Below are 24,439 nucleotides of genomic sequence, written 5' to 3'. Positions count from 1 at the left end.
TAAAGGCAATCATCTTACCGCGGCATCGTACACTGCCACAGCGGCGAGCATATTCTTGACGAGCTTGCTCCGAAACCGGTCCGGTAACTTTCAGTCCGTAATCGACAAAGCGTTCCTCAATTGGGGCTTTGGTCAGCCAGGCCCGGCATGATTCCCGCCCCCAGTCGCGGTCATGATCCACGGGGTGTGTCACCGGGTCTGGTGGGTGGCTGGTGATCGCTGATAGGGGTTTGGCCGGGATATCCCGACGCCGTCCGTAACGTGGATGCCGAGACTTGCCACCGTTGTTGCGGGCCAATCCGTTCACTCTGCACAAACTGCGATGCAAGACACACAACAACGTGATGCCGTCGATGTCTTCGTCGGCGTCGATGTCGGCAAAGGCCAGCATCACGCCGTTGCACTCGATCGGCACGGCAAGCGCCTGTACAACAAGGCGTTGCCCAACGACGAGGCCAAGCTGCGCGCCCTGATCGCCGAACTCAAGACGCACGGCCGGCTTCTATTCGTCGTCGACCAACCGTCCACCATCGGTGCGCTTCCTGTAGCCGTTGCCCGCGCTAAAGGTGTACTCGTCGCCTATCTGCCGGGACTGGCCATGCGCCGCATCGCCGACCTGCATGCCGGCGAAGCCAAGACCGATGCTCGCGATGCCGCGATCATTGCTGAAGCCGCTCGCTCGATGCCGCACACGCTGCGCTCGCTTCGATTGGCCGACGAGCAGCTCGCCGAGCTCACCATGCTATGCGGCTTCGACGATGATCTCGCCGCCCAGGTCCCTCAAACCAGCAACCGCATTCGCGGCCTGCTCACCCAGATCCACCCGGCGCTCAGGCTCGTCTATCCGAGGCGAACATCCATCCAGACGCGGCAACAAGGTGCTCAAGCGCGCCTTGTTCCTATCCGCCTTCGCGGCCTTGCGAGGCCCCGTCTCGCGAGCCTATTACACGCGCAAGGTCCAGCAGGGCAAGCGCCACAACCAAGCGCTCATCGCGCTGGCACGGCGACGCTGTGACGTCCTGTTCGCCATGCTGCGCGACGGCACCATTTACCAACCCAAGTCAGCACCTACCGCTTGACGAAACACATAGGAGCACCCCCCGCCGACAAGCCGGCAGGCCGCCAAGGCTCAGTTCGCGATCCGGTTCAAAGGCCGCTTCGAGATTTTGAACCAGCGGCCGCCATCTGCCCGGCGGCCTCGTCAGCCTTGTCTTCTTGTCATCGATGTCAATGCCGTATTCTCCGAACATTCTCTTTGACGACACACGACCGGCTGTCGCGATTTGCTCGCGGATGAAATCCATCGTGCTTCGCCTGGAAGCCATGCGCGTTCTCAGCCCCCATCTCGGAACACAATTCCACGAGCGTCCCATCCGGACATCGAACATATGCGACCGTCTGCCCCCGCGGCTTGAGCACGGGCTCCTTGATCGACACCACCCCGGCACTCAACGCTCGCAAGTACGCCTCGGGCACGGAATCAGCAATCAGCACGATCTCGACACCCAACGGCATAGCCGAGACATCGGCAGCAACATCACCGTCGGGCAGATTCGCGCGGCCGAGGCCATGCGTCGCAAAGGCAAGCGTCGTTTGCCCCGTTCGATAATTGAATCCGGTCGGGCCATCCCTTCGGCTAAGCATCGTCATGACCGGTTCGATGTAGCGAACGCATCGATTCGCGAAATACGTGCAACGCAAGGCTTCCGCTCGAATACCATGACGACTGTGGACGTGCCGCTGCGCCTCGTACCGTCCTGCGCGATCGATTATCGACGTGCAAGCAGTACACAAGCCTCACCCATGCTTCGAATTAGAAAACGGAATTGAACGAAAGCAATTCGGCGACGGACATGGCGAAAGCAACACGACAAACCGCTTCACACGCCCGCCGCCCGCCCGTCCCGGCAATCCCGAAGCCCCGGCATCACGCAGCATCCGAACCCAAAGGACCCGCCCATGCCAACCCCGACGCCCCGCATTCCCCGCACTCCCCAACCCGTGCGCGCCGCGACAGCCGCCTTCATCGGCACCACCGTCGAGTTCTACGACTACTACACGTACGCCACCGCCGCCGCGCTCGTGCTCGGCGACGTATTCTTCCCGAGCAGCGACCATTCCGTCAGCACGATGGCATCGTTCGCGACATTCTTCGTCGGCTTTGTCGCGCGCCCGCTGAGCGGCGCCGTGTTCGGCCATCTCGGCGACCGGATCGGCCGCAAGAAAATGCTCGTCCTGACGATGTTCCTGATGGGCATCGCGACGACCGGCATCGGCCTGTTGCCCGGCCACGCGACACTCGGCGTCTGGGCGCCCCTCCTGCTCGTGCTGCTGCGCATCCTCCAGGGCATCGCCGTCGGCGGCGAATGGGGCGGCGCCGTGCTGATGGCGAGCGAGCACGCGAGCGCCGCGCGCAGGACGTTCTTCGCATCGTTTCCGCAGATGGGCAGCCCGGCCGGGCTGATCCTGTCGCTGCTCGCATTCCGCTGCGTCACGTCGCTCGATCACGACAGCTTCATCGCATGGGGCTGGCGCCTGCCGTTTCTCGCAAGCTTCGTGCTGTTGCTGATCGGCGTCGCAGTCCGGCTCGGCGTCAACGAGTCGCCGGAGTTCGAGCGCGTGCGCGACAGCCACGCGGTCGCCCGGTTTCCGGTCGCCGAGGCGCTGCGCACCGCGTGGTATCCGATCGTGCTCGCCGCGGCCGCGACGACGATCGGCTCCGCCGGCTTCTTCTTCACGAACACGTTCATGATCTCCTACGTAACGACGTATCTCGGGATGTCGAAATCGTTCATCCTCGATTGCCTGTTCGTCGTCACGATCATCCAGCTACTGTCGCAGCCCGTCTCGGCGCTGCTCGCGCAACGCTTCGGCGAAACGCGTTTCCTGACCTGCGCGGCGCTGCTGTCGATGCTGACGCCGTATCCGATGTTCGTCCTCGTGCGCACGCACGATCCGGCCGCGATCGTCGCGGGCATCGCGTTCGCGGTCGTCACGCTGTCCGCCGTCTACGCGGTGATTGCCGGCTTCATGACGTCCGCGTTCCCGACGCGCATCCGCTATTCGGGCATCTCGATCGCCTACCAGCTATGCGCGCTCGTCGCGGGCGGCACCACGCCGCTCGTCGGCACGATGATCGCGCAGCGCTATCGGGGCGAATGGCTGCCGCTCGCGCTGTTCTTCTCACTGCTGTCGTTCGTGTCGCTCGTCGGCATCGTCGGGCTCGGGCGGTATCGCCGGAATCCGGACATGGCCGGGCCGCACGCATGGGCGGCGAATTCGTGAGCCCGCGCGCCGCGCGAAACTCGCCAACGCGCCGAGCCGGATTGGACCGGACCGGACCGAAGCGGCATGGGCCGCGATCCGCGGGCGACGGCTCGGCTTCATGTCCGGCGAATATTCGTCTGATGAAATGCGGGACCGCCGATATCCGGCTCCTTCGAGATCACGAGATCACGGGATCGCGCGATCGCGCCGCTCATCGCCGCATCGCGCGCTGCCACAAGGAAATCGGTCGATTAGAATCGCCGGATGAACCCCTCCGATCTCCGCGACCTTCGCCTCCCGTCCCTCGACGGCCTGCTCGCCTTCGTCGCCGCCGCGCGCCACGGCACGTTCGAGCGCGCGGCCGAAGAGCTGTGCGTGACGGGGAGCGCGGTCGCGAAACGCGTCGCCGCACTCGAACAGTTGCTCGGCGTGCAGTTGCTCGTGCGCAGCGGCAAGGCGCTGGCGCTGACCGCGGCCGGCAACGAATACCTGCATCAGGTGCACGCGCCGCTGCATCTGCTCGCCGCGGTGCCGTTGCACCGGCGCGACGCCGGCAGGACGGAACGGCTGCGGATCTGCGCGCCGCCGACGTTCGCGCGGCAGATCATGGTTCCGCGCCTCGACGCGTTCACGCTCGCCCATCCCGGCGTGGAGCTCGAGGTCATGCTCGCGAGCCCCTTTCCCGACGCGCCGCCGACAGGCGCCGATCTGTGGATTCGCGGCGGCGGCCCGATCGTGTCGGGCGCGACGGTGCTGATGGTCGATGCGCTGACGCCGCTCGCCGCGCCGTCGCTCGTCGAACGCTTCGCGCCGTTGCGCGAGCTCGCGGACCTCGCGGCGCTGCCGCTCTTGTGCACGCCGCTCGAACCGTGGACGTCGTGGTTCCGCGTCGCCGGCCTCGACTGGCCGGAGCCCGCGAACGGACCGAAACTGATGGATCTCGGGCTGCTGCTCGAAGCGGCGGTCAGCGGCCAGGGCGTCGCGCTCGGCAGCCCCGCGCTCGCGCGCCACTGGCTCGCGACGGGCGCGCTCGTGCCGCTGTTTCCGCATATCGTGCGGCCGGCGGCGCCGTATTACCTGATGCCGCACGCGTCGCGCGCCGCCGCCGACGCGTTCGCCGCGTGGCTCGCCGGCGTCTGCGAGCGCGCGGTGCACGACGGCGCGGAATTTCTTTCGCGCCGCGCCTGAAGATATTTCCGGGCGCGCGGCCAGCCACGGCGGTAGCATCGTCGCCACCTTCCGGAGTCGCCCATGTCCGTCCCGATCACCTGCATCGAAGATCTTCGCGTTCTCGCGAAAAAACGCATCCCGCGGATGTTCTACGACTATGTCGATACGGGCTCCTACACGGAATCGACGTATCGCGCGAACGAAGCGGACTTCCAGAAGATCAAGCTGCGCCAGCGGGTCGGCGTCGACATCTCGGATCGCAACCTGCGCACGACGATGGCGGGACAGGACGTCGCGATGCCGGTCGCGCTCGCGCCGACGGGCCTCGTCGGCATGATGCGCGCCGACGGCGAGATCCTCGCCGCGCGCGCCGCGCGGCGCTTCGGCGTGCCGTTCACGCTGTCGACGATGAGCATCTGCTCGATCGAGGACATCGTGGCGCACGCGAGCGGCCCGTTCTGGTTCCAGCTCTACATGATGCGCGACCGCGCGTTCATCGAGCGGCTGATCGGGCGCGCGAGCGCGGCGGGCTGCCCCGCGCTCGTGCTGACGATGGATTTGCAGGTGGCCGGCCAGCGGCACAAGGACGTGAAGAACGGCCTCTCGACGCCGCCGCGCATCACGCTGCCAAACCTGCTCGACATGATGCGCAAGCCGCGCTGGTGCATCGGCATGGCACGCACGCGCCGCCGCCATTTCGGCAACATCGTCGGGCACGTGAAGGGCGTGACCGACATGTCGTCGCTCGATTCGTGGACCCGCGAGCAGTTCGATCCGGCGATCGGCTGGCGCGACGTCGAATGGGTCCGGCAGCGGTGGAGCGGCAAGCTGATCGTCAAGGGCGTGCTCGATCCGGACGATGCGATCCGCGCGGCCGATGCGGGCGCGGACGCGATCGTCGTGTCGAACCACGGCGGCCGTCAACTGGACGGCGCGATGTCGTCGGTCGAGGCGCTGCCGGCCATCGTCGAGGCGGCCGGCAAGCGCGTCGAAGTGTGGCTCGACGGCGGCGTGCGAACGGGCCAGGACGTGCTGAAGGCGGTCGCGCTCGGCGCGCGCGGCACGATGATCGGCCGCGCGTTCCTCTACGGCGTCGCCGCGCTCGGCGAGGAAGGCGCGCTGCGCAGCCTCGAGCTCATCGCGCGCGAGCTCGATACGACGATGGCGCTGTGCGGCTGCACCGACATTCGATCCGCGAATGCCGGCATGCTCGCGCGGCGGCTCTGATTCGATCCGCTTCCGCGCGGACGCTCGCACGTTTCAGGCAGCGCCGCACGCCCGCTGTGCGCGACGGCGTTGCGGCATCGCCGCCGCGCGCCGCGCATTACGCGATATGCGCGGCAAACCCCGACCGATCCGGCGCGACGTCGTCCCGCAGCGTGAGCTGCGGAATCTCGTAATCGCCGGCATTCTGCGGACGAAACGATATCGGCGCGGTCTTCCATAGATCGTCGAGGCGCTGCCCGAGCGAATCGCAGATCGCCGCGAAGCGCGCTTCGTCGATGCGGCTCGTCCGATGCACGAGGAACGGCGGCAGCACGTCGAAGCCGGGGTAATACAGGATGCCGTGATGGATCGGGTACAGCACGTCGCCGATCGGCCCGTTGATCCCGCGCGGCCCGTAATGCGATTCCCAGCCGCCCGTCGTCACGATCAGCATCGCGCGCTTGCCCTTCATCGAGCCCTCGCCGTACCGATCGCCCCAGTGCGTGTCCGAGTGCTCGCCGACGCCGTAGGCGAAGCCGAACGCGTACACGCGCTCGACCCAGCCCTTCAGGATCGCCGGCATCGAGAACCACCACAGCGGAAACTGCAGGACGAGCGCATCGGCCCAGCGCAGCTTGTCCTGCTCGCGCGCGATGTCGGCCGCCTGCGTGCCGTTCTCGAACGCATGCTTCGAGTCGAGCGACGGGTCGAAGCGCGCATCGGGCTGGCGCCCGGTGTTGTCGTCGGCGTCGAGCGCGGCCTTCCACTGCATCGCGTACAGATCGGACACCTGAACCGTGTGTCCGGCGTCCTTGAGGCGCTTGACCGCGAAGTTCCTGAGCGATCCGTTCAGCGATTTCGGTTCGGGATGGGCATAGACCAGCAAGACGTTCATGTCGGCACTCGCGATTGTCTGGAGCAGTGACCGCAGGATAGTGGCCGCTCAGGTATATTGGAAATTGATTTCTGATATTCCAGGTATTGCGATGAACAATCTCAAGCGGCTGGATCTCAACCTGCTGATCACGCTCGACGCGCTGCTGTCGGAGCACAACGTGACGCGCGCGGCCGAGCGGCTGAACCTGTCGCAGCCGTCGGTCAGCATCCATCTCGCGAAGCTGAGAGACATCTTCGGCGATCCGTTGCTGCTGCCCGGGCCGCGCGGCATGCGGCCCACCGCGCGCGCCGACGAATTGCGCGAGCCGCTGCGCCGCGCGCTCGAAGCGCTCGGGCGCGCGGTGTCGCCGGGCGCGCCGTTCGATCCCGCCGCGGCCGTTCACACGTGGCGCGTCGCCGCGTCCGACTACAGCGAATCGACGGTCGTGCTGCCCGCGTTGGCCGGCTTGCGCGCGGCCGCGCCCGGCACGCGGCTCGCCGTCGTCGAGACGGTGCCGTCGCGCATCGCGAAGCAGGCCGAGCAAGGCGACATCGACCTCGCGTTCCACATCACCGAATGCGCGCCCGGCAATCTGCGCCACCGCGCGCTCTTCACCGAGCGATACGTGCTCGTCGGGCGCGCCGGCCATCCGCGGCTGAAGCGGCGGCCGACGCTCGCGCAGTTCTGCAGGCTCGATCACGTGATCGTGTCGCCGGACGGCGGCGGCTTTCAGGGGATCACCGATCATGCGCTCGCGAAGGTCGGCCTCGCGCGGCGCGTCGTGCTGTCCGTGCCGCACTTTCTGTTCATGATGTCGGCCGTCGCGAACAGCGATCTCGTCGCGATGATGCCGTCGCGGCTCGTTCGCGACAGCCGCGCGCTACAAGTCGTCGAGCCGCCGATCGACGTGCCCGGCTTCCAGATGGCGATGCTCTGGCACGAACGCTCGCATCGCGATCCCGCGCATCAGTGGCTGCGCGAGCATGTCGCGGCTTCGGTGTGACGCGCTTCGGTTTCGCGCGCACGCGCTCGCCGCCGCTATTGCGCGAGTTGCAGATCCGCGATCGCCGCCGCGAGAAAGCGCGCGGCCTCTCCGCCCGTGACGACGCGATGATCGAACGTGAGGCTGAGCGGCAGCATGCGATGCACGGCCGGCGCGCCGGCCACCGCGACGACCGCGTCGTGCACGCGCCCCGCGCCGAGAATCGCGACGGTCGGCGGCACGACGACGGGCGCCGCGTACTTGCCGGCGATCATCCCGAAGTTCGACAGCGTGATCGTGTTGCCGCGCAGCTCGTCGGGCGGAATCCTGCGCGCGCGGATGTCGGCGCGCATCCGGTCGAGCCCGTGGCGCAGGTCGGCGGCGTCGCGATGCGCGACGTCGCGCAGCACCGGCACGAAGAGGCCGTCCGGCAGATCGACCGCGATGCCCACGTCGATCTTCGCGACGACGTGCCGGCGCCCCGCCTGCCCGTCGAACCATGCGTTGAGCCCCGGCTCCGCGCGGCAGCCGGCGACGAGCGCGCGGATGAGGCGCATCGTCACGTCCGTGCCCGCGGGCCACGCGTGGATGTCGGCGTCGTCGATCACGGTCGCCGCGGCCACCTCGCTCTGCGCGCGCGCCATGTTCTGCGCCATCGCGCGCCGCACGCCGCGCAGCACCTCGGGCGGCCCGAGCTCGGCCAGCACCTTCGCGACGCGCTGCACGTCCGCCGCGGTGATCACGCCGTCCGCGCCGGACGGCGTCACCATCGCCAGATCGACGTCGAGCTTGCGCGCGAGCGCGCGCACCGCCGGGATCGCCTTGACCGCGCCCGCGCCGCGCCCGCCGGCTCCCGCGCCGAGCGCCGTGGGCGGCTCCTGCACGACGTGCTCGCCAACCGTCATGTGGCCGACGACCGTCCCCGCATCCGCCTCGTCGGCGTCGCCTTCGAACGCGGCGAGCGGCGCGCCGAGATGAACGATGTCGCCCGGCTGCCCGAACAGCTTCGCGACGCGGCCGGATTGCGGCGACGGAATCTCGACGATCGCCTTCGCGGTTTCGACGGACACGAGCGGCCGGTCCGCGTCGATCGTGTCGCCCGCCTTGACGTGCCATTCGACGATCTCCGCTTCCTGCAGGCCTTCGCCGAGATCGGGCAATTTGAAGATCTTCATGTCGTTACGCTGCCTCCAGCGTTTTCCTGACCGCATCGACGATCCGCGCGACGCTCGGCACGTACTGGCTTTCGAGCCTGAAGAGGGGCACGACGACGTCGTAGCCCGTCACGCGCTGCACGGGCGCGAGCAGCGAATAGAGACAACGCTCGGCGACGAGCGCGGCGATCTCAGCGCCGAAGCCCGCGGTGCGCGGCGCCTCGTGAACGATCACGCAGCGCCCCGTCTTCGATACCGATGCGACGATCGTGTCGGCGTCGAGCGGCTTGAGCGTCGCGACGTCGATCACTTCGGCCATCACGCCCTCCTGCGCGATCTGATCGGCGGCCGCCTGCGCGTCCTGCAGCGCGGCGCCCCAACTGACGAGCGTGACGTCGGCGCCGTCGCGCAGCGTGAAGCACGTATCGAGCGGCAGCGCTTCGCCGTTGTCCTCGACGGGCTGCCTGAACAGCCGATACAGCCGCGACGGCTCGAAGAACATCACCGGGTCCGGATCGCGTATCGCCGCGAGCAGCAGCCCGTAGGCGCGCGCGGGCGTCGACGGAATCACGACGCGCAGGCCCGGGATGTGCGCGAACATCGCCTCGGGGCTCTCCGAATGATGCTCGGGCGCGTGAATGCCGGCGCCGCACGGCGCGCGGATCACGAGCGGGCACGACAACCGGCCGCGCGTGCGATGGCGCAGCCGCGACGCATGATTGAGCACATGATCGATCGCCGGATAGACGAAGCCTGTGAACTGGATCTCGGCGACGGGCTTGAGCCCCATCGCCGCCATGCCGATCGCGGCGCCCGCGATCGCCGTTTCCGCGAGCGGCGTGTCGATCACGCGCTGCGCGCCGAAGCGCGCCTGCAAATCGACGGTCGCGCGAAACACGCCGCCGTTCACGCCGATGTCCTCGCCGAGCAGCACGACGGACGGATCGTGCGCGAGCTCGTACGCGAGCGCCAGATTCACGGCTTCGACCAGATTCAGGTCAGCCATGATGATTCTCCGCGGCCGGCGCAAACGCGAGCGCCGTCGCCAACTGTTCCTGCATCGCGTGCGGCAGGCTCGCGTACAGATGATCGAACATCGCCGACGCGGCCGGCTGCGGCACCGCGAGATAGGCGCGCACCGCTTCCTCGACCTGCGCGTAGCACGCCTTGCCGAACGCTTCGTCCTGCGCGTCGTCCCATACGTTGCGACGCATCAGATGCTTGCGCAGCCGCAGCAGCGGCTCGAACGCCCATTGCTTGCCGAGCGCGTCGGCATCGCGATAGCGCGTCGCGTCGTCCGCCGTCGTGTGATCGCCGAGCCGATAGCTGAGCGCCTCGACGAGCGCCGGGCCGCCGCCGCGCCGCGCGTTTTCGATCGCTTCGCCAACGGCCTGCCGCACGGCGACGATATCGTTGCCGTCGATCTGCCGCCCTTCGATGCCGGCGGCGATCGCCTTTTGCGCGAGCGTGCGCGCGGCGGTCTGCCGCGCGCGCGGCATCGAGATCGCCCACTGGTTGTTGTTGACAACGATGACGAGCGGCACGCGCCACGCGCCCGCGAGGTTCATCGCTTCGTAGAAATCGCCCTTCGACGTGCCGCCGTCGCCGAGCACGGCCACGGCGACGCGCGCTTCGCCGCGCAGCGCGAACGCATAAGCGGCGCCCGCCGCATGGCACACCTGCGTGGCGATCGGCACGCAATTCGGAAAATCCAGCCGCGCGGCCGTGAAATCGCTGCCGCGCTCGTCGCCGCCCCAATACAGCAGGCTTTCCGTCATCGTCACGCCGCGCAGGAATTGCGCGGCGTGATCGCGATACGACGGAAACAGCACGTCGTCGGCGCGCATCGCACTCGCGACGCCCACGCCGATCGCCTCTTGCCCGATCGACGACGCGAACGTGCCGATCTTGCCGGTGCGCTGCAGCGCGACCGCTTTCGTGTCGAACGCGCGCGTGAGCACCATCGCGCGGTAGAGCGGCAGCAGCGCGGCCGCGTCCTGCGCGAACGCGGGCAGCGGCTGGACCGGCTCGCCGTCCGGGCCGAGGTATTGCGTGTAATCGATATCGAAGCTGGCGACCGTGGTCATCGCGGGTCTCCCTGTTTTTCTGGATGCCGAACCATCGATCGAACGCCGCGCCATGTCCACCGGCTGGCCGGCTCGCTCGTTGCTTTTCCGCGCCGCCGGATGCGTTCGCGTCAATGCGATCGGCATCGTCTTGTGCGTAACTGGATTTTAGGCAATGGGATCGGCGGCAAAGGCAGGGGTTTGCACGCGGGTCGGCGGCGGGATCGGCAGGCGCGCGCTCGCGCCGAATCGGATGAAGTGACCGGCGAAGCAGTCAACCGGAAAAATTGACCCGCCGCGCCGCGACATTCATGATGCGGTGCGGCAGGTCGATCAGCAACACAACATGGGCCGATTGCTGCATTTTCTTGAGATCGGAAAAGGCAGGACGTCGAATGGCCTTTCCGACTTAAAAGTTAGACGATTCCGCGCGAAACGTCTGTTAATTTTGGTCAGATCGGCGCGGAAAATCCGCCGCGCCGCGCTTTTTTCCGGCGGATTCACGATCGCCGCACGCCGAAGATGGCGCTTTCCGCGCTTTCGCGCAAACGCTGCCCGCGCGCATCACAGATTCAGCACGATCGTCTGGCTCGGCGAGCTGCCCGAGCCGGTCGTATTGTCGTTGTTCTGCTGCGTCGGATCGGTCATCCGTGTGACCGGCATGCCGGCAACCAGCGTTTTCGGCGCGCCCTGCGGGTTGCGCGAGTTTCCGGACACGGTTTGCGACGCGACGCCGCCCATCGATCCGCCGCTGTCGCCGCTCGACGACGGAATGATCGTCGCGACGTTGTGAACCGGCCCGCCGCCCACGAAGATATGGCTGACGTTCGGAATCGCGTTCGCGCGCGACGCGCGGTTCGGATAGGGGACGGGCACGCCCGGCGGCGTCAGGTTGACGCTCGTCGCCATGTTCATGCCTCCTGCACTCGAATTCACCATCACCATGAACGTCTTCCTCCTAACCCAGATGGATCTGCGCGGCGTCGATCTTCGACAGCTTCTCTGCCGTGAGCAGCGTGTGCTTCGCATGCAGACGCATGCTTTCGGTCGCGGCGTGATCGATATGCGACGCGCGAAGATGCTCGACGGTTTCCACCGAGCGAAAACTGCTTCGGCACGATTGCGCGACGTGATCCATTACCGTCTCCAGCAGCCGGCCGATCAGACGGACCTTGCCGAGCCGGCCGTCGAGCGCCGCGCTCGTCAGCGTCGTCTCGTCGGAAGACAGCGACGCCTGTTGCGCCGACATCGTCAGCCGTTGCGTCTCGATCGACACTTGCTCGCGGCTCGCGACGCGAAGCGCATCGCCGCTCTTCAGGCATACGTCCCGCGTGGCATCCAGCACGAGGTCGCCGTCGACGCGCAGATGCACGCCGTGCGCATTCGGCCGCTCCAGAATCGCCGTCACGTAGACGCATCGGCTGTCCGCGCCGGACACGACGACGCGATCGCCGATCCGCGGCTCGACAAGACAGCTAAACGCGCGCCGGCAACGCATCTTCACGCCGCCGCATGCGACCACATACACGCCATCCGGCAGCGCGCCGACCACGGTGCCCGCCTTGTCCCGCGCGGACGACTGGCCGTGGATATCCGCTTCCGCTTCGATTGTGCTCATCCTCTTTCCTTCTATTTCGAATGACTGAATAACAACGCGCCGATGCGCCCGGCGCCACGTCCGCACCGCGCTCAACGGTCCTCACGCCGCCCTTGCTCATCCCTTTGCCGCGACCACGCCTGCGCCGCCGACAATTCCGGATCGCACGCGACGGCGCCCGGATGATCGCGCCATGCGATGTCGGGCGCCGTCGCGCCATGAAACGCCGTCCGCGCGAAGCCGGCTTCGTCGAACACGGCCTCGGTCAGATCCGCGTACGAAAAATCCACTCCCTCGAGGTTCGTCCGCGAAAAGCGCGCGCCCGTGCACGTCGCGCGCTGAAACACCGCCCCGTCCAGCGCCGAGCCGGTGAAATCGGCGCGCCGCGCATCGGCCTGAACCCAGATGCTGCCGCGCAGCGCAGCGCGGCGGCACATCGCGCCGGCGGCGTCGGCCTCGAAGAAAACGGTATCCGGCGCATCGGCGTCGTCCAGTCGCGCCCCCGCCAGCCTGGCGCGCTGAAAATTGCAGCAGGCAAGGCTCGCGCCGGTGAAATCGACATCGCGAAGATCCGCGCCGACGAACTGGCAGCGATGCATCCGTTGGCCGCGCAAACGCTGGCCGGCCAAATTCGCTTCGGCAAAAACGGCGTCGTCGAACGTCGCATCGGCGAGAACAGCCGACGTCAGATCGAGCTGATAGAAGACCGCCTTGCGCACGACCGCCCGCGTGAAGTCGGCGCGCGCGAGCCGCGTGTCGCTGAACACCGAGGATTCGATCCGCGCGCCATCGAACCGGCACTCGCCGATGTCGCTCTTCACGCAATGGAAACCGCTCGCGCGCGCACCGGAAAAGTTCGCGCCGGCCGCGTGAGTCGAATGCATCATGCACTCGTGAAGTTCGCTTTCCGAAAGATCGACGCGTTCGAGCCGGCACTTGTCGAACGTGCATCGCGACAAGTCCGCATGCCGCATGTCGACATCGCGAAACAGGCATTCGCTGAAAACGGCTTCGCCGAGCCGCACGCGCTGCATCGAGACGCCGATGAACCGGACGCGCTCGAATACGCCGCCCGACCAGTCGTGCCCGTCGAGGCGGGCCGACTCGATCGCGACGTCGCGGATCGCGTGGCCGCGACGAATCTCGTCGAGCAACTGCGCCGCGCGCGTGCTCATGTGCGCACCTGCGCGAGCGGAAACCGCACCGCCCGGCCGAGGTAGGCGTCTTCCCAGCGCGTCTCGGCATCGGCCAGGATCTGCGAGAGGTTCGCGCGAAACAGGTTGGCCCGCCGCAGATCCGCGCCGTCCAGCGTCGCGCCGCGCAGATAGGCGGCGATCAGATCGGTGTCCCGAAGATCGGCTCGCGTGAAATCGGCGCGCACGAAATGACTGCCCTGCGCTTTCGCGCCGCGGAAATCGGCTGCGCGCAGGCACGCGTCGGTGAAATCGCAACTGCCGATGCGCGCGCCGCGAAAGCTCGCTTCACCGAGCCGCGCTTCGCGAAAATTGACTTCCGTCAGCGTCGCGAACGAGAAATCGGCACGCCCGATGTCGCAGTGCGCGACGAAACACGCCTTGCTCATGCTCGCGCGATCGAAGCGAAGCTGGCCGCTCGCCTGTGCGCCGACGATCCCGAATCCGTCGATGCTCGCCGACGAGAACCGCACGTCGGCAAGCGGGCAGTTCATCAGCAGCATCTTCCGGATCGTCGCATCCGAGAAGCTCACGCTGTCGAACGATTGCTCGATGAAGATCAGATCGCGCAGCACGGCGTGACCGAAATCGACGGCATCGAAGCGGCACGCGTCGAAGCGCGTGTTCGCCAGCAAGCCGCCGTTGAAGCGGCAGTCTCGCAAGTGCACGCGCTCGAAAATGCCGTCGCTCGAATCGGCGCCGGAGAAGTCCGTCTGCTCGCAGCCCGCGAGCGAAAGATTGGCCGCCGTCAGGTCCGCGTCGACGAGCTTCGTCCGTGCCAGGTTGGCGCGCACGAGCACCGCGCGCGACAGCACCGCGCCCGTCAGATCGGCGCCGCTCAGATCGGCGTTTTCGAGCATCGCGCCGGCCAGCCGCGCGCCGCGCAAGTCCATTCCGGAGAGATCCGCGCCCGTCAGATCGACGCCTTCCAGCGATCGCCCCGCGGCGGCGGCGGCCGCGACGAATTCGCGGCGCGATTGCGCGGCCGCGCCGTTCAGCCGGGCCGGCGCGTCCTGATGTTGCGCGGACCGCCGATACAGCTCGCGAAGACGTTCGTCCGCATCGCGCTGGATTTGCCGGATGCCGGGCGGATCGGACGAAGCGCCCGCATGCCGCGCGCCATCCTCTTCGACGGGCGCCGTGCGGGCCGGCGGACCGCGCCGCCGCCCGGCCGAAAACACCTCGCTGGTCGCCAGTTCGTGCCGCATGGCCTCCAGCGCGGCGCGCTTCTCGTCGGCAAGCGCCTCCTGACGCTCGACGAACTCGGCCAGTCGGCCGGGGCTCGGCGTCTGCGCTTGCGGGGCGTCCGGAAAGACGCTCAGCCGCTCCCGAAGCTGCCGTTGCCTCACGCTCTGCGGCATCGCATCGGCCATCGCCGGAACATCGGGCGGCAGAGCGTGCTCGGGCAACAGATCCTGATCGCGCAGCGCGTACAGCGCCGCCTTGTCGTGCCGCGTGCGCCACTCGATCACCTGCCGATACCAATCGAGCGGCCTCGCGTGCCCGCTCGCATCCGCGCCGAACAGCACCGTTTGCACGTCGCTCGCATCGAACGCGCGGACGACCGTGACGCCGTGATAGATCAGCAGCACGCGCTCGCGATGCGGAACGAACCAGGCGGTCGTCAATCGCATCGGAATTTCCTCGGGCATGTCGCTGCCGTTGCGGACCACGAACGATCTCGCCCGCAGCGCGGGCAGGCTGCCGGCGAGCCGCGCGCGCTCCGGGTGCAGGTGCGTCAGCGCATAGGTCGCGCCGTCCGGGAATTCCACTCGCCCGGGCAGTTGCTGATCGCTCGGCGCGATGTTGAAGTAGCGCGGATCGAGCGTGCGCGGGAAACCCGGGCAATCCTCTTCCCGCCATTGCTGATCGAGCTCGCCGTACAGGGCCGCGCGCTCGGGCCACGTCGCTTCGATCGGACAAAAGCCGGCGGGCGTGGGTCGCTCGTCCGGGAAGCGCATCGGGCTGTGCGCGTATTCGATGTTCGGCAGATCGCGCGGCGCGCCCTCCCGCGCGTGCGCGCCGCGGCCTCGCGGGTTGTCCGCGCAATCCGCGCCGCCGTAGGCGCGATCCCAATCGATCGGCAGCCGCTCGAAAGGCTGCGGCGCGGTGATGCGCGCGCCGGCCCATTGCCTGTCGCCAGATACGCGCAGCCGCTTCTCGACGCCGGCGATGCGAATCCCCACTTCGCACGCGCCGGCGTCCGAATCGTTCGCATACCTTCCATACGCGTATCCGGACACGAGAAATTCCGGGCACGCCTTCGGCAACGCCATGTCGAGCGTGTAGCCGCGCAGCTCGTCGCCGGCCAGACGCCAGAGCTCCGCTTCGGCCAGCAGTTTCGGCTCGTCGCCGAGCGTCGCGACCATCAGCGCGGCGACGCCGAGATGCTCTTGGCCGTGCATCCGGTAAACGCGGGTCAGCGGGCTGATTGCAAGTGGTTTGACGATTTTCATGGGGTGCGGTGGCGTTCGCGCGCGTGCGCGTTCACATCGAGATCTTGATGCCCTTGATGAATTCGCATTCCTGCGTCTTGTTGGCGATCTGCACGACCGTTTCGGCTGCGCTGAATCCGGTCGTCGTCACGCTCGCGCCGTTCGTTGCGACATAGAGCCCCGTCGTGTTGATGCTCGCACCGGTTTCAGAAGTGCTGATTCCCGTGAGACTGGTCGCCGTGCCTTTCAGCGAGACGCTGTTCACGTCTTTCGACGACGCCGTTCCGTTGACCTCCGAATGCGCATTCCCGCTCGTGACCGTGACGGTGTCTCCAACGTGCACGCCTTTCGCATCGCCGAACACGACCGACGTCGAAGCCCCCTGCACGGTGCTCACCGATGCGGTCGTGAACGGGTCCGTGAGCACCGCGACGATCTGCTGCAACGCCATCGCCACGTTCGCCGCGAGCGCCTGAAACCCGCCCGCGCGCTGCATCTGGCGCTGCCGCTTCAATTGCTGATAAGGCTGCCGCTGTTGCGGCAACGGGTGCTCGCGGGCGGCCGCCTGCCGCCCCGTCGAAGCCGGGCTCGCCGCGCCGCCCGTGCGCAGCAGATCGATCAACCGATCCAGCGGCGATCGCGTCGACATCACCGGCATCAGGTCCACGCCGACGAGCGTCAGATGCTTGCGTCCGACGGTGGTCGTCGCGTCCCGCTCGACCGACACATCGTAATTGCGCTCCGCGTGCAGCTTGACCTGCTCCGCGCCCGCCTTGTCCTCGAAGCGCAGCATGTTCGCGTTCTCGCCGCTGCCGGCCGGCGAGCGCGTCATGAAGCCGCTTTGCGTCGCGTTCTCCGGCAACCGCCACGGCGGCATGTGCAGCGCGTTATACACCTGCCCCGTCACGAGCGGCCGATCCGGATCGCCGTGCTCGAAATCGACGATCACTTCCGAGCCCACGCGCGGAACGTTGACGCCGCCGTAGTTGTTGCCCGACCACGCATACGAAACGCGCACCCAGCACGACGAATTCTGGTCGTCGACGGGCGAGCGGTCCCAATGGAACTTCAGCTTCACGCGGCCGTACTGGTCCGTCCAGATGTCCTGCCCGCGCGGGCCGGTCACGATCGCCGTCTGCGGCCCGCGCGTGCGCGGCTTGCGCACCGTGCGCGCCGGCCGGAACGCGGTGGTCGCCGGCTGCGCGACGAACGACGTATTGATCCGGTATTCGCCGGGGCCCGACGCGCCGCCCGTCTCCGTCGCCGTGAACGTCGCGCCGAGCACCAGATACTCGCGGTTCGCGCTCGCGTGCGGACAGCCTTCGAGCGCGAACGTCGTGCCGCACACGATGTCGCGCACATTGCCGCCGCCCGACGCGCGCTCGCCCCGTGCGCGCACTTCCTCCATCCGCACGCGCGCGAAGTGCTCGCCGTGCTCGCGGTCCGTGTAGTCGCCGGGCCACTCGTAACGTTCAAGCTCGTTATGCGCGGTGTCCCGCGGCAGCGCGTTCTCGACGCCGAGGTCCGCGTTCGGCTTCTCGAAATCGAAATCGTCCGTCGTCCAGCGGCCCGGCTGGATGCGCTCCTCGGTGCCGAACGTGTCGATGTATTCGGCGTCGATCTTGTGTCCGGGCGGGTAATAGCGCAGCGTGCGGTACGCAACGCTCTCCACCGGCTTGTGCGCGCCCAGATGATCGACAAGCACCATCCGGTGCACCTTGTTCGAATGCTCGAAGAACCAGTAGATGCCGTGCTCCTGCATCAGCCGCTGGATGAACGCGAAATCGGTCTCGCCGTATTGCACCTGGTAGCCGAGCTTCGGATACCGGCCGCTCAGGCGCTTGTCGTACGAGTACGAATACGCGTTCAGCACTTCGTCGACGATCTCGTCAACGCTCCGGTTCTGGAAGATCCGGTAGTCCGATCGCTGGTCGGCCAGATAGATCCACGGCCGCATCGTGAGCCGGTAGCGGCACTGCCGGTTCAACTGGCCCTCGAAGCGCGCGCCCGTCACGATGCCGCTGATCTCGCGCCTGCCCTGGCCGATGTTGGCCGCGCCCGCCATGCCCGGCATGCCGGGCACGAACGAGCCCATGCCTTCGAGCCGGACGGTCACGGTCAGCGCCTTGCCGATCATCGCCTTCAGATCGAGATTCGCGGCCCGCTCGCCGGTGAGCATCGGGTCCGGCGGCGTCAGGCAATCGAGCGTGTACGAATAGATCTCCGACAGCGTCTCGTTGCCGCGGATCGCGCTCAGTTCGAGCGCGGGTTCGCCGGCGGGCGACATCGGCACGGCGGGGCCGCTCACCGACACGGTACGGGCGGCGGAAAAATTCGGCATGGCTGATCTCTCCACAAACGGTATGAACCGATGAATCGTTCCGGCCGCGCGCTTCGCGCACCGGCTGCGCTCACGCTTCGTCCGCGCTCCATAGCGCGAGCAGCTCGGCGGGGATCGCCTGTACCACGTCCGCATAGCGCTTGCCGACGAAATGCTCCGCACGCCTGAGCAGTATCGGAATCGGGCTGCTCGGCTCGTGCTGCTCGAACCACTGGCGCGCCTGCCGGATCAGCTCGCGCGCGGCGTAACGATCTGCCGGCGTCGCGGCGGCGGCGCGCGCGACAGGCGCCGCGGTCGGCTCCGCCGCCGCGCGTTCGCGCTGCGCCGCCGGCGGTTCGTCCGCGTGCATGGCCGCCGCTTCGTTCGCCGGCGACACGTCGGCCTCGGCCGGCGCGATCGGCGCGGCGGCCGTGCGATCGGCGCTCGCGCCCGCGATCTGGCGAAGCAGCGCTTCGAGCGCCGACAGGTCGGGTGCGTAATCGCCGAGATGTTCGCCGCTCCACGCATCGATCGCGGCCAGCCCCGCGAGCGCATCGGCGAAGCCCGCCAGGACCGCCGGCTGCTGCGCGTGCAGATCGTCGAGCTGACGCACGACCGATTCCGGCGCGAGCGCATCGCCGGGCCGCGGTTGCGCGAACGCGCGCTCCACGTCGCGCACCTGCAGGCGCGTCGCGGTCGACCGGGTCAGCGCGATCTCGCGCACGTCCGCCATCAGCCCGTCGGCATCGGTGAGCGCCTGCAGCGCATTGCGCCGGATCTCCAGCGCCGCGTCGCGATCCGCATCGACGTCGGGTTGCGGGTGAATCGCATCGGGAAACGCGCCGAGCCACGCGGCGAGCAATCCGACGCCTTCCGCGAGCCCCGCCGCGCCGGCCAGCCGGGTCCGGCTCCGGGCGAACAGCACCGCGAGGCGCATGTCCTTGCTGCGCATCATCAGCCGCCGGCAATCGCGCTCGACGTCGCTCCAGTTCACCGGCTCCGGCGAACCGACGAAATCCCCGTACTGCGCCTCGGCGCGAGGCGCGGCCTTCGCCGACAGCACGACGAACTCGGGATCGTATTCAAGGTCCGCGCCGCACGGCGCCGCCGGATCGACGGGCGCCATCCAGTCGTCGGGCTTCGGCGTGCGCGCGGCGGCCGCCTTGCCGGCCGGTTTTCTGCTGCTGGTCATCGTTCACCTCGCATGCCGCGCGATCGGGCGGGCCGGGCCGCGCCGCGCGCGAACCGGTCCGCATACTGCTCGGGCTCGAAGCGCATGCCCGTCACTGGCTCGCCGGACGGCGAGCGGCCGAGCCAGCCGGACCAGCCGAGCTGATGCGGGCCGCCCATCACGGCGGGCGGCGCGCCGTTCGGCTTGATCCGCAGTTCGAGCTCCCATTCGAACTCGTAGCCGACGAACGCCCGCACCCATTCGACGAGGCGCGGCAAATCCTCGCCCTGCGGCGTGAAGCGCAGGTAGGCGTCGATGTCGAGCGGCCCGAACACGAGCCGGAACTTGTGTTGCCGGTCCGGCACCAGCTCGCCGAGCATCGCGCCTTCGGCCATCGTCGACGCATCGCCCGGCTTGCCGAGATGGCTGTGCTCGAGCGGATCGACGGCAATCCAGTGAAATACGTTTTCCTCGAGCGTCACCGGCACGCCGAAGTAACGCTCGAGCGTCATCCGCAGGCCGTCCGCGTTGCGCGCCTCGCGCACCAGGTGCGGCGATGCGGCGAGCCGCGCATGCGCGGGCAGCGGCCGCGCGCCGATCTCGTCGACGTCCTGGCCGGTGAGGCTCGCGACGTAGAACGAAAACCGTTCGTCATCCGGACGATCGAGGCCGGCCGCCGCCTGCGCCGACGCCCACGCGCGATACAGCAGCGTCAGATAGCGGTGATGGAAGATGTCGAGAAAATTGCCGAGCGTCGGATCGCGCCGGCTCTCCTCGCGGTCGCGCGCGATCTCGGTCACGTGGATCGGCAGCGGCCCGTTCGGCCCCAGCATCCCGAGCCCGAAGAGCCGCACCTTGAGGCGCCCGTTCGCGTCGCCGACGCTCGCGATCTCGCGCGGCGCGAACGCGAGGCTCGGCTGCTGGCCGAGACGAAACGGCTCCGCCTGCGGGCGCCGCGCCTTGCCGATCGGATCGATGCGCGCGTCCGCGCCGATGCATCGCAGCAGCGTCAGGAAGCCGTAGCGCCACGGCTCGGCGCGAAGCCGTTCGAGCATCCGCGGCGACAGCGCCGCGTCGCGGACGACATTCTCCGTCCTGTCGTGCGCCATCACGCGCCTCCCCGCGCGCCCATGCGCACCGGCCAGCGCGCGACGCGCCCGCGCTGGATCGAGTTCAGCTCGGTCTGCGTGAAGACGTTGATCGACACGTGCCGCGCCAGATAATGCTCGAGCACGAGCCCGAACAGATACGGGCTCACGCCGGAGAATCCCGTCTCGTCGACGGTCAGCGCGCATTCGACGCCGCGCCCGAACACGAGCGGGCCCGCGCCGGGCAGCTTGCGCGTGACGGGCCGCGTCTTCACGCCGACGAGGCTTTCGACCTGCCGCCGGTTGTCGGCCTCGTCGCCCGCGAGGAACAGCCGCAGCAGGCCGCGCAAGCCCTGCCCGCCCGCGCGATGGTCGAGCTCGTCGAGCGGAAGGTAGTTGAAGTTCAACTGGCGAATCAGCCGCCACGCGATCTCGCGCTCCGCATACGGCGCTCTCGGCGCGGACGGCGCGCGGATCAGGCCGACGCTGTCGATCGGCGCGGATTCGACCACCGTCAGATCGCGCACGCCGTCGCGCGGCACGAGGCTCGGCAAGTCGCGGTTCGTCAACAGCGCGTCGACCGACAGGTAGCGGATGTCCTCGCTGTAGGGCGCCTCGTTCTGGTCGACGAGCGACACGAACATCTCCGTGCCGACATACGGCGTGCGCGTGCCGTAGCGGCGCGCGGAATCCGACACGAGCCGGCGCTCGCGCCGCGTCGAGAAATAGCGTCCATAGTTGCTCTCGTCGTCGTTCAGCGTCTGGTACAGCGGCCGGAATTCGAGTTCGGCGGACGTCGCGGCGACCTGCCCGTACATCGCCTCGACGGAAAACACTTCGTAGTCGAGCGGCGCGAGGCGGGCCGGCACCAGATGGAACTCGGTCTGTCCCGTCGACAATTCGATCCGGTCCGTGTGGCGCGCAAACAGGTTGATCACCGGCGTGCAGAACAGCGCGAAGCGCGACGCGTCGACGACGTCCGCAAGCCGCTCGGGCGACTGGTCGAGCAGCACGACGATCTCGGCCTCCTGGCCGGCGATGCGCCGCAGCCCTTCTTCGAGCCCCGTCAGCGCGACGAAATGGAAGCGCTCCGGGCACGCGAAGTATTCGTGCAGCAGGTTGTGCCCATGAAACTTCGACCACGTGAGCGGCAGCAGCCCCTCGTCGACGCCGAGCCCTTCGTGAGCGAGCGCGCCGACGGTGACGGCCGCAAGCGGCCGGCCCGGCGCGGCGAACTCGCCGGGCGCGGCCGTGAGCGTCGCGACGCCGGCCACGTGCAGCAGCTCGAACAGGTGCGACGCGACTTGCGGGTCGCCCGCGAGATACAGCGGCAGCCGGTCGAGGCCCTTCAGATCGGCGATGCGCACGTTGCCGGTCGTGCGCAGCCGCAGGCGCAGCGCGCCGCGCACCTGCACGTTGGCCGGCACGTAGAGGTCGAGCGCCGGGATGTCAGGCGGAATGCCCGTCAGCCGCGCGTCGGCGATCTCGAGCGGATAGAGCGTCACGTCCTGGCCGCTGCGGAACTGGCACGCGGTCTTCTCGCCGGCCGGCACGCGCGCCGTGAACGCGGTGCCGCGCGCGACGCGAAAGCCCTTCGCGAGATTGCCCTCGGTGCGGCTCGGGTACAGGCGCGCGACCGCCATCGACGGCGTCGGCGCGACGTAGTTCGGGTACAGCACTTCGAGCAGGCGGCCCGTGAAGCGCGGGAATTCCGCGTCGAGCTTGATCTGCATGCGCGCGGCCATGAAGCAGAACGATTCGATCAGCCGCTCGACGTACGGATCGGCCACTTCGCCCGCCTGCATCCCGAGGCGCCGCGCGATCTTCGGGTGCGCGTGCGCGAACTCGGCGGCGAGCTCGCGCATGTAGATCAGTTCCTGGTTGTAGTAGTCGAGCAGTTGCGGTTCCACCGTGTCCCCCCGTTTTTCCGGCCCGCGCGTCAGCTCGCGCGCATGCCGGTGACGTTGACCTGGCTCGTTTCGAGATCGAGCGCGCTCTGCACCATGAATTCGACCGGATAGGGGTCCATACGAATCATGCCGCGCACCTCGAACGACAGCACGTTCGAGCGCTCGCCCGCGTCGACGCCCTTCGACGGCGCGACGACGAGCGTCCCGGCGATCAGCCGCGGCTCGAAATCGAGAATCACGCGGCGGACGATCCGTTCGATCTCGGCCCATTTGCACGACGCGAGGAACGCGCCGGCAAGCGGCGGCATGCCGAAGTTGACGGTCGACGCGGCGGCGGCCGGGTAGCGCTCGCGGTCGATGCGCTCGTCGATGCTCGTCGTATTGAGCAGGAACGCGAGATCCCGCTGGACGATGCCGCGCATCTGCATGCGCGTGACCGCGTATTCGCCGGGCGCTTCGGTCTGGCGTTGCGGCGCGTCGTCGCGCAGGCGGTCGATCAACGTCGGCAGCAGATGCGTGTTCGCGCGGCGCGGCGCCGCGACGCCTTCGCCGCGCACAGGCGCATCGTGGCCGCCGCGTGGCGCGGCCGGGCGCTTGTCATGCTCGTCCATCGGAATCCTCCCCGCCGCGCGCGCGATGCGCCGCGCCGCCTGTCGCTCCGCCCATTGCCTCGCCCGCGCGTGCGCGCTCGCCGAATGCGCACGCGTCCAGCTCGACCAGATCGAGCAGCGTGCCGGGGCGCGCGAGCCGCCATCCCGCCAGGTCCGAAAGCGGCAGCCAACGATAATGCCCGGCGGTCACGACTTCGCGGACCGGCCCGAATCGCGAATCGCTGTCGGCGATCCAGTCGAACGACGCATGCGGCGCGCGCCACACGACGAGCGGCCTGTCCTGCAGCCGGCCTGTCGCGCGTGCGCCGGACGCATCGGGAGAGATCGGCGTCGTCATCGTGCGTCGTGCTCCGGAGCCGCGACGGGCGCCGGCAACGGGCTGTCGATCGCGAGCGTCTGATGCTCGCGCCGCGCGAGCGCGGGCGGCAAGCCGGCCGGCCTGCGCGCCGACGCGACGTGATATTCGGCCGGCGCGAAGAGCCGCAGCACCTCCGGAACCGGCTCCGCGTCCGCCGGATCGGGCGTCTCGCCCGGCCCGAGTGGGCCGAAGACGTCGTCCAGCACGTGCGCCTGGGTCAGCAGCGCATCGATCGAATCCGCGCCTTCGACCGGCCGGTGCGGATCGCCCGGCGGCTGCGCCTCGCGCGTGCGCTCGATCGCGATGCGGGCCGCGTCGTCGCTCGCGAGCGACGCCCGCGGATCGTCGAGCACGCGGCAATACTGTTCGTACAGCGCGTGCAACAGGTCCCGGGCCTGGGCCGGACCGCCCGGAGTCGGCACGCCGGCGGCCGTATCGTCCTGCCGCGCACCAAGCGCTTCGGTGGCGATCGCGGCGCCGATCAGGCCGAAAACCGCTTCGCCGTCATCCGTGGCGTCATGCCGGCCGGCTTCCGGCCGGCCGAGGCGAAACAATTTAAAAGTACGCATGACGAATCCGATTAGCCAAAATGATTATCAAGCCCACCCCCGGAATATTCCCGGACCCACTATCTCATTAAAGAAGATTCAACGCACCCCGTCTTATCTCATAAATCCAAATATCGGATATTCGCGCGCATTATTCAGCCCCACCGGCTTGCGGGCCGGTTTATTTACGGGCCCGACGCTGTTTTCATTGGACGTCTCGCGGTGCACGGCGAATGCGCGAAAACAGTGTGCACCTGGAGAAATCCGGCTGTCCATCACCGCCAATACGGTCTTTGCAATTTTTAACAGTTTGACGATTCGCCGGATAGAACAGTTTGTCTTTCTATTTTTAGACGAGAGATCGCCTTACCATTTATGGTAGTTGACCGAAGCCCTACCGCCTCAAAATAATTCAATCGACCAAAGTCAATTCAATAAGACCAAACAGGCGCAATTGAACGGATCGAATTTCGCCGATTGCCGCGC

Annotated in this window: 20 protein-coding genes and 2 pseudogenes; 6 read left to right on the top strand and 16 right to left on the bottom strand. The window is 68.0% G+C overall.

The genetic code is table 11. The features are described from left to right. The first annotated feature begins 322 nt into the window (after window positions 1-322). A pseudogene (locus AQ610_RS20300) lies at window positions 323-1,079 on the top strand (IS110 family transposase). A 148-nt stretch (window positions 1,080-1,227) separates the two neighbouring features. Here AQ610_RS20300 and AQ610_RS20295 read toward each other — a convergent pair. Continuing rightward, complete coding sequence (locus AQ610_RS20295) at window positions 1,228-1,650, bottom strand: VOC family protein (RefSeq protein ID WP_009916470.1); 423 nt, start codon at window positions 1,648-1,650, stop codon at window positions 1,228-1,230. A 309-nt stretch (window positions 1,651-1,959) separates the two neighbouring features. Between AQ610_RS20295 and AQ610_RS20290 the strand changes: the two genes are divergently transcribed. The 3 genes from AQ610_RS20290 to AQ610_RS20280 all read left to right on the top strand — a co-directional run bounded on the left by AQ610_RS20290 (window position 1,960) and on the right by AQ610_RS20280 (window position 5,664). After that, entirely contained in the window at window positions 1,960-3,285 is a 1,326-nt protein-coding gene (locus tag AQ610_RS20290; protein ID WP_043283387.1) for an MFS transporter, read from the top strand. A gap of 246 nt (window positions 3,286-3,531) precedes the next feature. After that, window positions 3,532-4,455 carry a LysR substrate-binding domain-containing protein gene (locus AQ610_RS20285; protein WP_006029709.1) on the top strand — a complete coding sequence of 308 codons (924 nt, stop codon included), beginning with the start codon at window positions 3,532-3,534 and terminating at the stop codon, window positions 4,453-4,455. A gap of 63 nt (window positions 4,456-4,518) precedes the next feature. Beyond that, a complete protein-coding gene (locus AQ610_RS20280) occupies window positions 4,519-5,664 on the top strand; it encodes an alpha-hydroxy acid oxidase (RefSeq protein WP_006029710.1) in 1,146 nt (381 codons plus the stop codon). Between the two features lie 97 nt (window positions 5,665-5,761). Here the strand turns inward: AQ610_RS20280 and AQ610_RS20275 are convergent, their stop codons facing one another. Further along, window positions 5,762-6,538, bottom strand: a complete 777-nt coding sequence (locus AQ610_RS20275) for an NAD(P)H-dependent oxidoreductase (RefSeq protein WP_006029711.1) — start codon at window positions 6,536-6,538, stop codon at window positions 5,762-5,764. A 91-nt stretch (window positions 6,539-6,629) separates the two neighbouring features. On the opposite strand from AQ610_RS20275, the gene AQ610_RS20270 reads away from it, so the two are divergent. Next, complete coding sequence (locus AQ610_RS20270; protein ID WP_015603287.1) at window positions 6,630-7,523, top strand: LysR family transcriptional regulator; 894 nt, start codon at window positions 6,630-6,632, stop codon at window positions 7,521-7,523. Between the two features lie 35 nt (window positions 7,524-7,558). Here AQ610_RS20270 and AQ610_RS20265 read toward each other — a convergent pair whose 3' ends face one another. From AQ610_RS20265 to AQ610_RS20200, 14 genes and pseudogenes are all read right to left on the bottom strand, one after another. After that, window positions 7,559-8,677 (bottom strand): dihydrolipoamide acetyltransferase family protein, encoded by a 1,119-nt coding sequence (locus tag AQ610_RS20265; protein WP_006029713.1) that lies wholly within the window; start codon window positions 8,675-8,677, stop codon window positions 7,559-7,561. A 4-nt stretch (window positions 8,678-8,681) separates the two neighbouring features. Beyond that, a complete protein-coding gene (locus AQ610_RS20260; RefSeq protein ID WP_009914163.1) occupies window positions 8,682-9,662 on the bottom strand; it encodes an alpha-ketoacid dehydrogenase subunit beta in 981 nt (326 codons plus the stop codon). Continuing rightward, entirely contained in the window at window positions 9,655-10,743 is a 1,089-nt protein-coding gene (gene pdhA, locus AQ610_RS20255; RefSeq protein ID WP_009914162.1) for a pyruvate dehydrogenase (acetyl-transferring) E1 component subunit alpha, read from the bottom strand. Before pdhA ends, AQ610_RS20260 begins: the two co-directional genes overlap by 8 nt. A 543-nt stretch (window positions 10,744-11,286) precedes the next feature. After that, window positions 11,287-11,667: a PAAR-like domain-containing protein gene (locus tag AQ610_RS20250; protein ID WP_043283388.1), complete on the bottom strand. Its 381-nt coding sequence runs from the start codon at window positions 11,665-11,667 to the stop codon at window positions 11,287-11,289. 13 nt (window positions 11,668-11,680) lie between these two features. Then, window positions 11,681-12,340: a DUF3540 domain-containing protein gene (locus AQ610_RS20245; RefSeq protein WP_006029717.1), complete on the bottom strand. Its 660-nt coding sequence runs from the start codon at window positions 12,338-12,340 to the stop codon at window positions 11,681-11,683. Between the two features lie 71 nt (window positions 12,341-12,411). After that, window positions 12,412-13,494, bottom strand: coding sequence for a pentapeptide repeat-containing protein (locus AQ610_RS20240; RefSeq protein WP_006029718.1), 1,083 nt, complete (start codon window positions 13,492-13,494; stop codon window positions 12,412-12,414). After that, the gene (locus tag AQ610_RS20235; RefSeq protein WP_009914160.1) at window positions 13,491-15,968 is read right to left on the bottom strand and encodes a DUF2169 family type VI secretion system accessory protein; all 2,478 of its coding nucleotides are present in this window, start codon (window positions 15,966-15,968) and stop codon (window positions 13,491-13,493) included. Before AQ610_RS20235 ends, AQ610_RS20240 begins: the two co-directional genes overlap by 4 nt. 31 nt (window positions 15,969-15,999) lie before the next feature. After that, complete coding sequence (locus tag AQ610_RS20230; RefSeq protein ID WP_006029719.1) at window positions 16,000-18,288, bottom strand: type VI secretion system Vgr family protein; 2,289 nt, start codon at window positions 18,286-18,288, stop codon at window positions 16,000-16,002. 70 nt (window positions 18,289-18,358) lie between these two features. Further along, window positions 18,359-19,459, bottom strand: coding sequence for a type VI secretion system protein TssA (gene tssA, locus AQ610_RS20225; protein WP_006029720.1), 1,101 nt, complete (start codon window positions 19,457-19,459; stop codon window positions 18,359-18,361). Further along, the gene (gene tssG, locus AQ610_RS20220; RefSeq protein WP_009914155.1) at window positions 19,456-20,547 is read right to left on the bottom strand and encodes a type VI secretion system baseplate subunit TssG; all 1,092 of its coding nucleotides are present in this window, start codon (window positions 20,545-20,547) and stop codon (window positions 19,456-19,458) included. The genes tssA and tssG overlap by 4 nt, the downstream gene beginning before the upstream one ends. Next, window positions 20,547-22,436, bottom strand: coding sequence for a type VI secretion system baseplate subunit TssF (gene tssF, locus AQ610_RS20215; protein WP_006029722.1), 1,890 nt, complete (start codon window positions 22,434-22,436; stop codon window positions 20,547-20,549). Before tssF ends, tssG begins: the two co-directional genes overlap by 1 nt. Window positions 22,437-22,465: 29 nt before the next feature. After that, on the bottom strand, window positions 22,466-23,047 hold the full coding sequence (gene tssE, locus AQ610_RS20210; RefSeq protein WP_009914154.1) for a type VI secretion system baseplate subunit TssE: 582 nt from the start codon (window positions 23,045-23,047) through the stop codon (window positions 22,466-22,468). A gap of 103 nt (window positions 23,048-23,150) precedes the next feature. Then, window positions 23,151-23,348, bottom strand: a pseudogene (locus tag AQ610_RS38410) (type VI secretion system accessory protein TagJ); the annotation flags it as partial. Between the two features lie 32 nt (window positions 23,349-23,380). After that, the gene (locus AQ610_RS20200) at window positions 23,381-23,974 is read right to left on the bottom strand and encodes a TagK domain-containing protein (protein WP_006029725.1); all 594 of its coding nucleotides are present in this window, start codon (window positions 23,972-23,974) and stop codon (window positions 23,381-23,383) included. Here AQ610_RS20200 and AQ610_RS34265 point away from each other — a divergent pair. After that, complete coding sequence (locus AQ610_RS34265) at window positions 23,973-24,335, top strand: hypothetical protein (protein WP_231749036.1); 363 nt, start codon at window positions 23,973-23,975, stop codon at window positions 24,333-24,335. The genes AQ610_RS20200 and AQ610_RS34265 overlap by 2 nt on opposite strands. Window positions 24,336-24,439 lie beyond the last annotated feature (104 nt).

This window comes from Burkholderia humptydooensis, from assembly GCF_001513745.1.
Lineage (GTDB): Bacteria > Pseudomonadota > Gammaproteobacteria > Burkholderiales > Burkholderiaceae > Burkholderia > Burkholderia humptydooensis.
The sequence above is the reverse complement of the archived record's forward strand: the minus strand, read 5'-3'. Positions and strand labels throughout refer to the sequence as shown.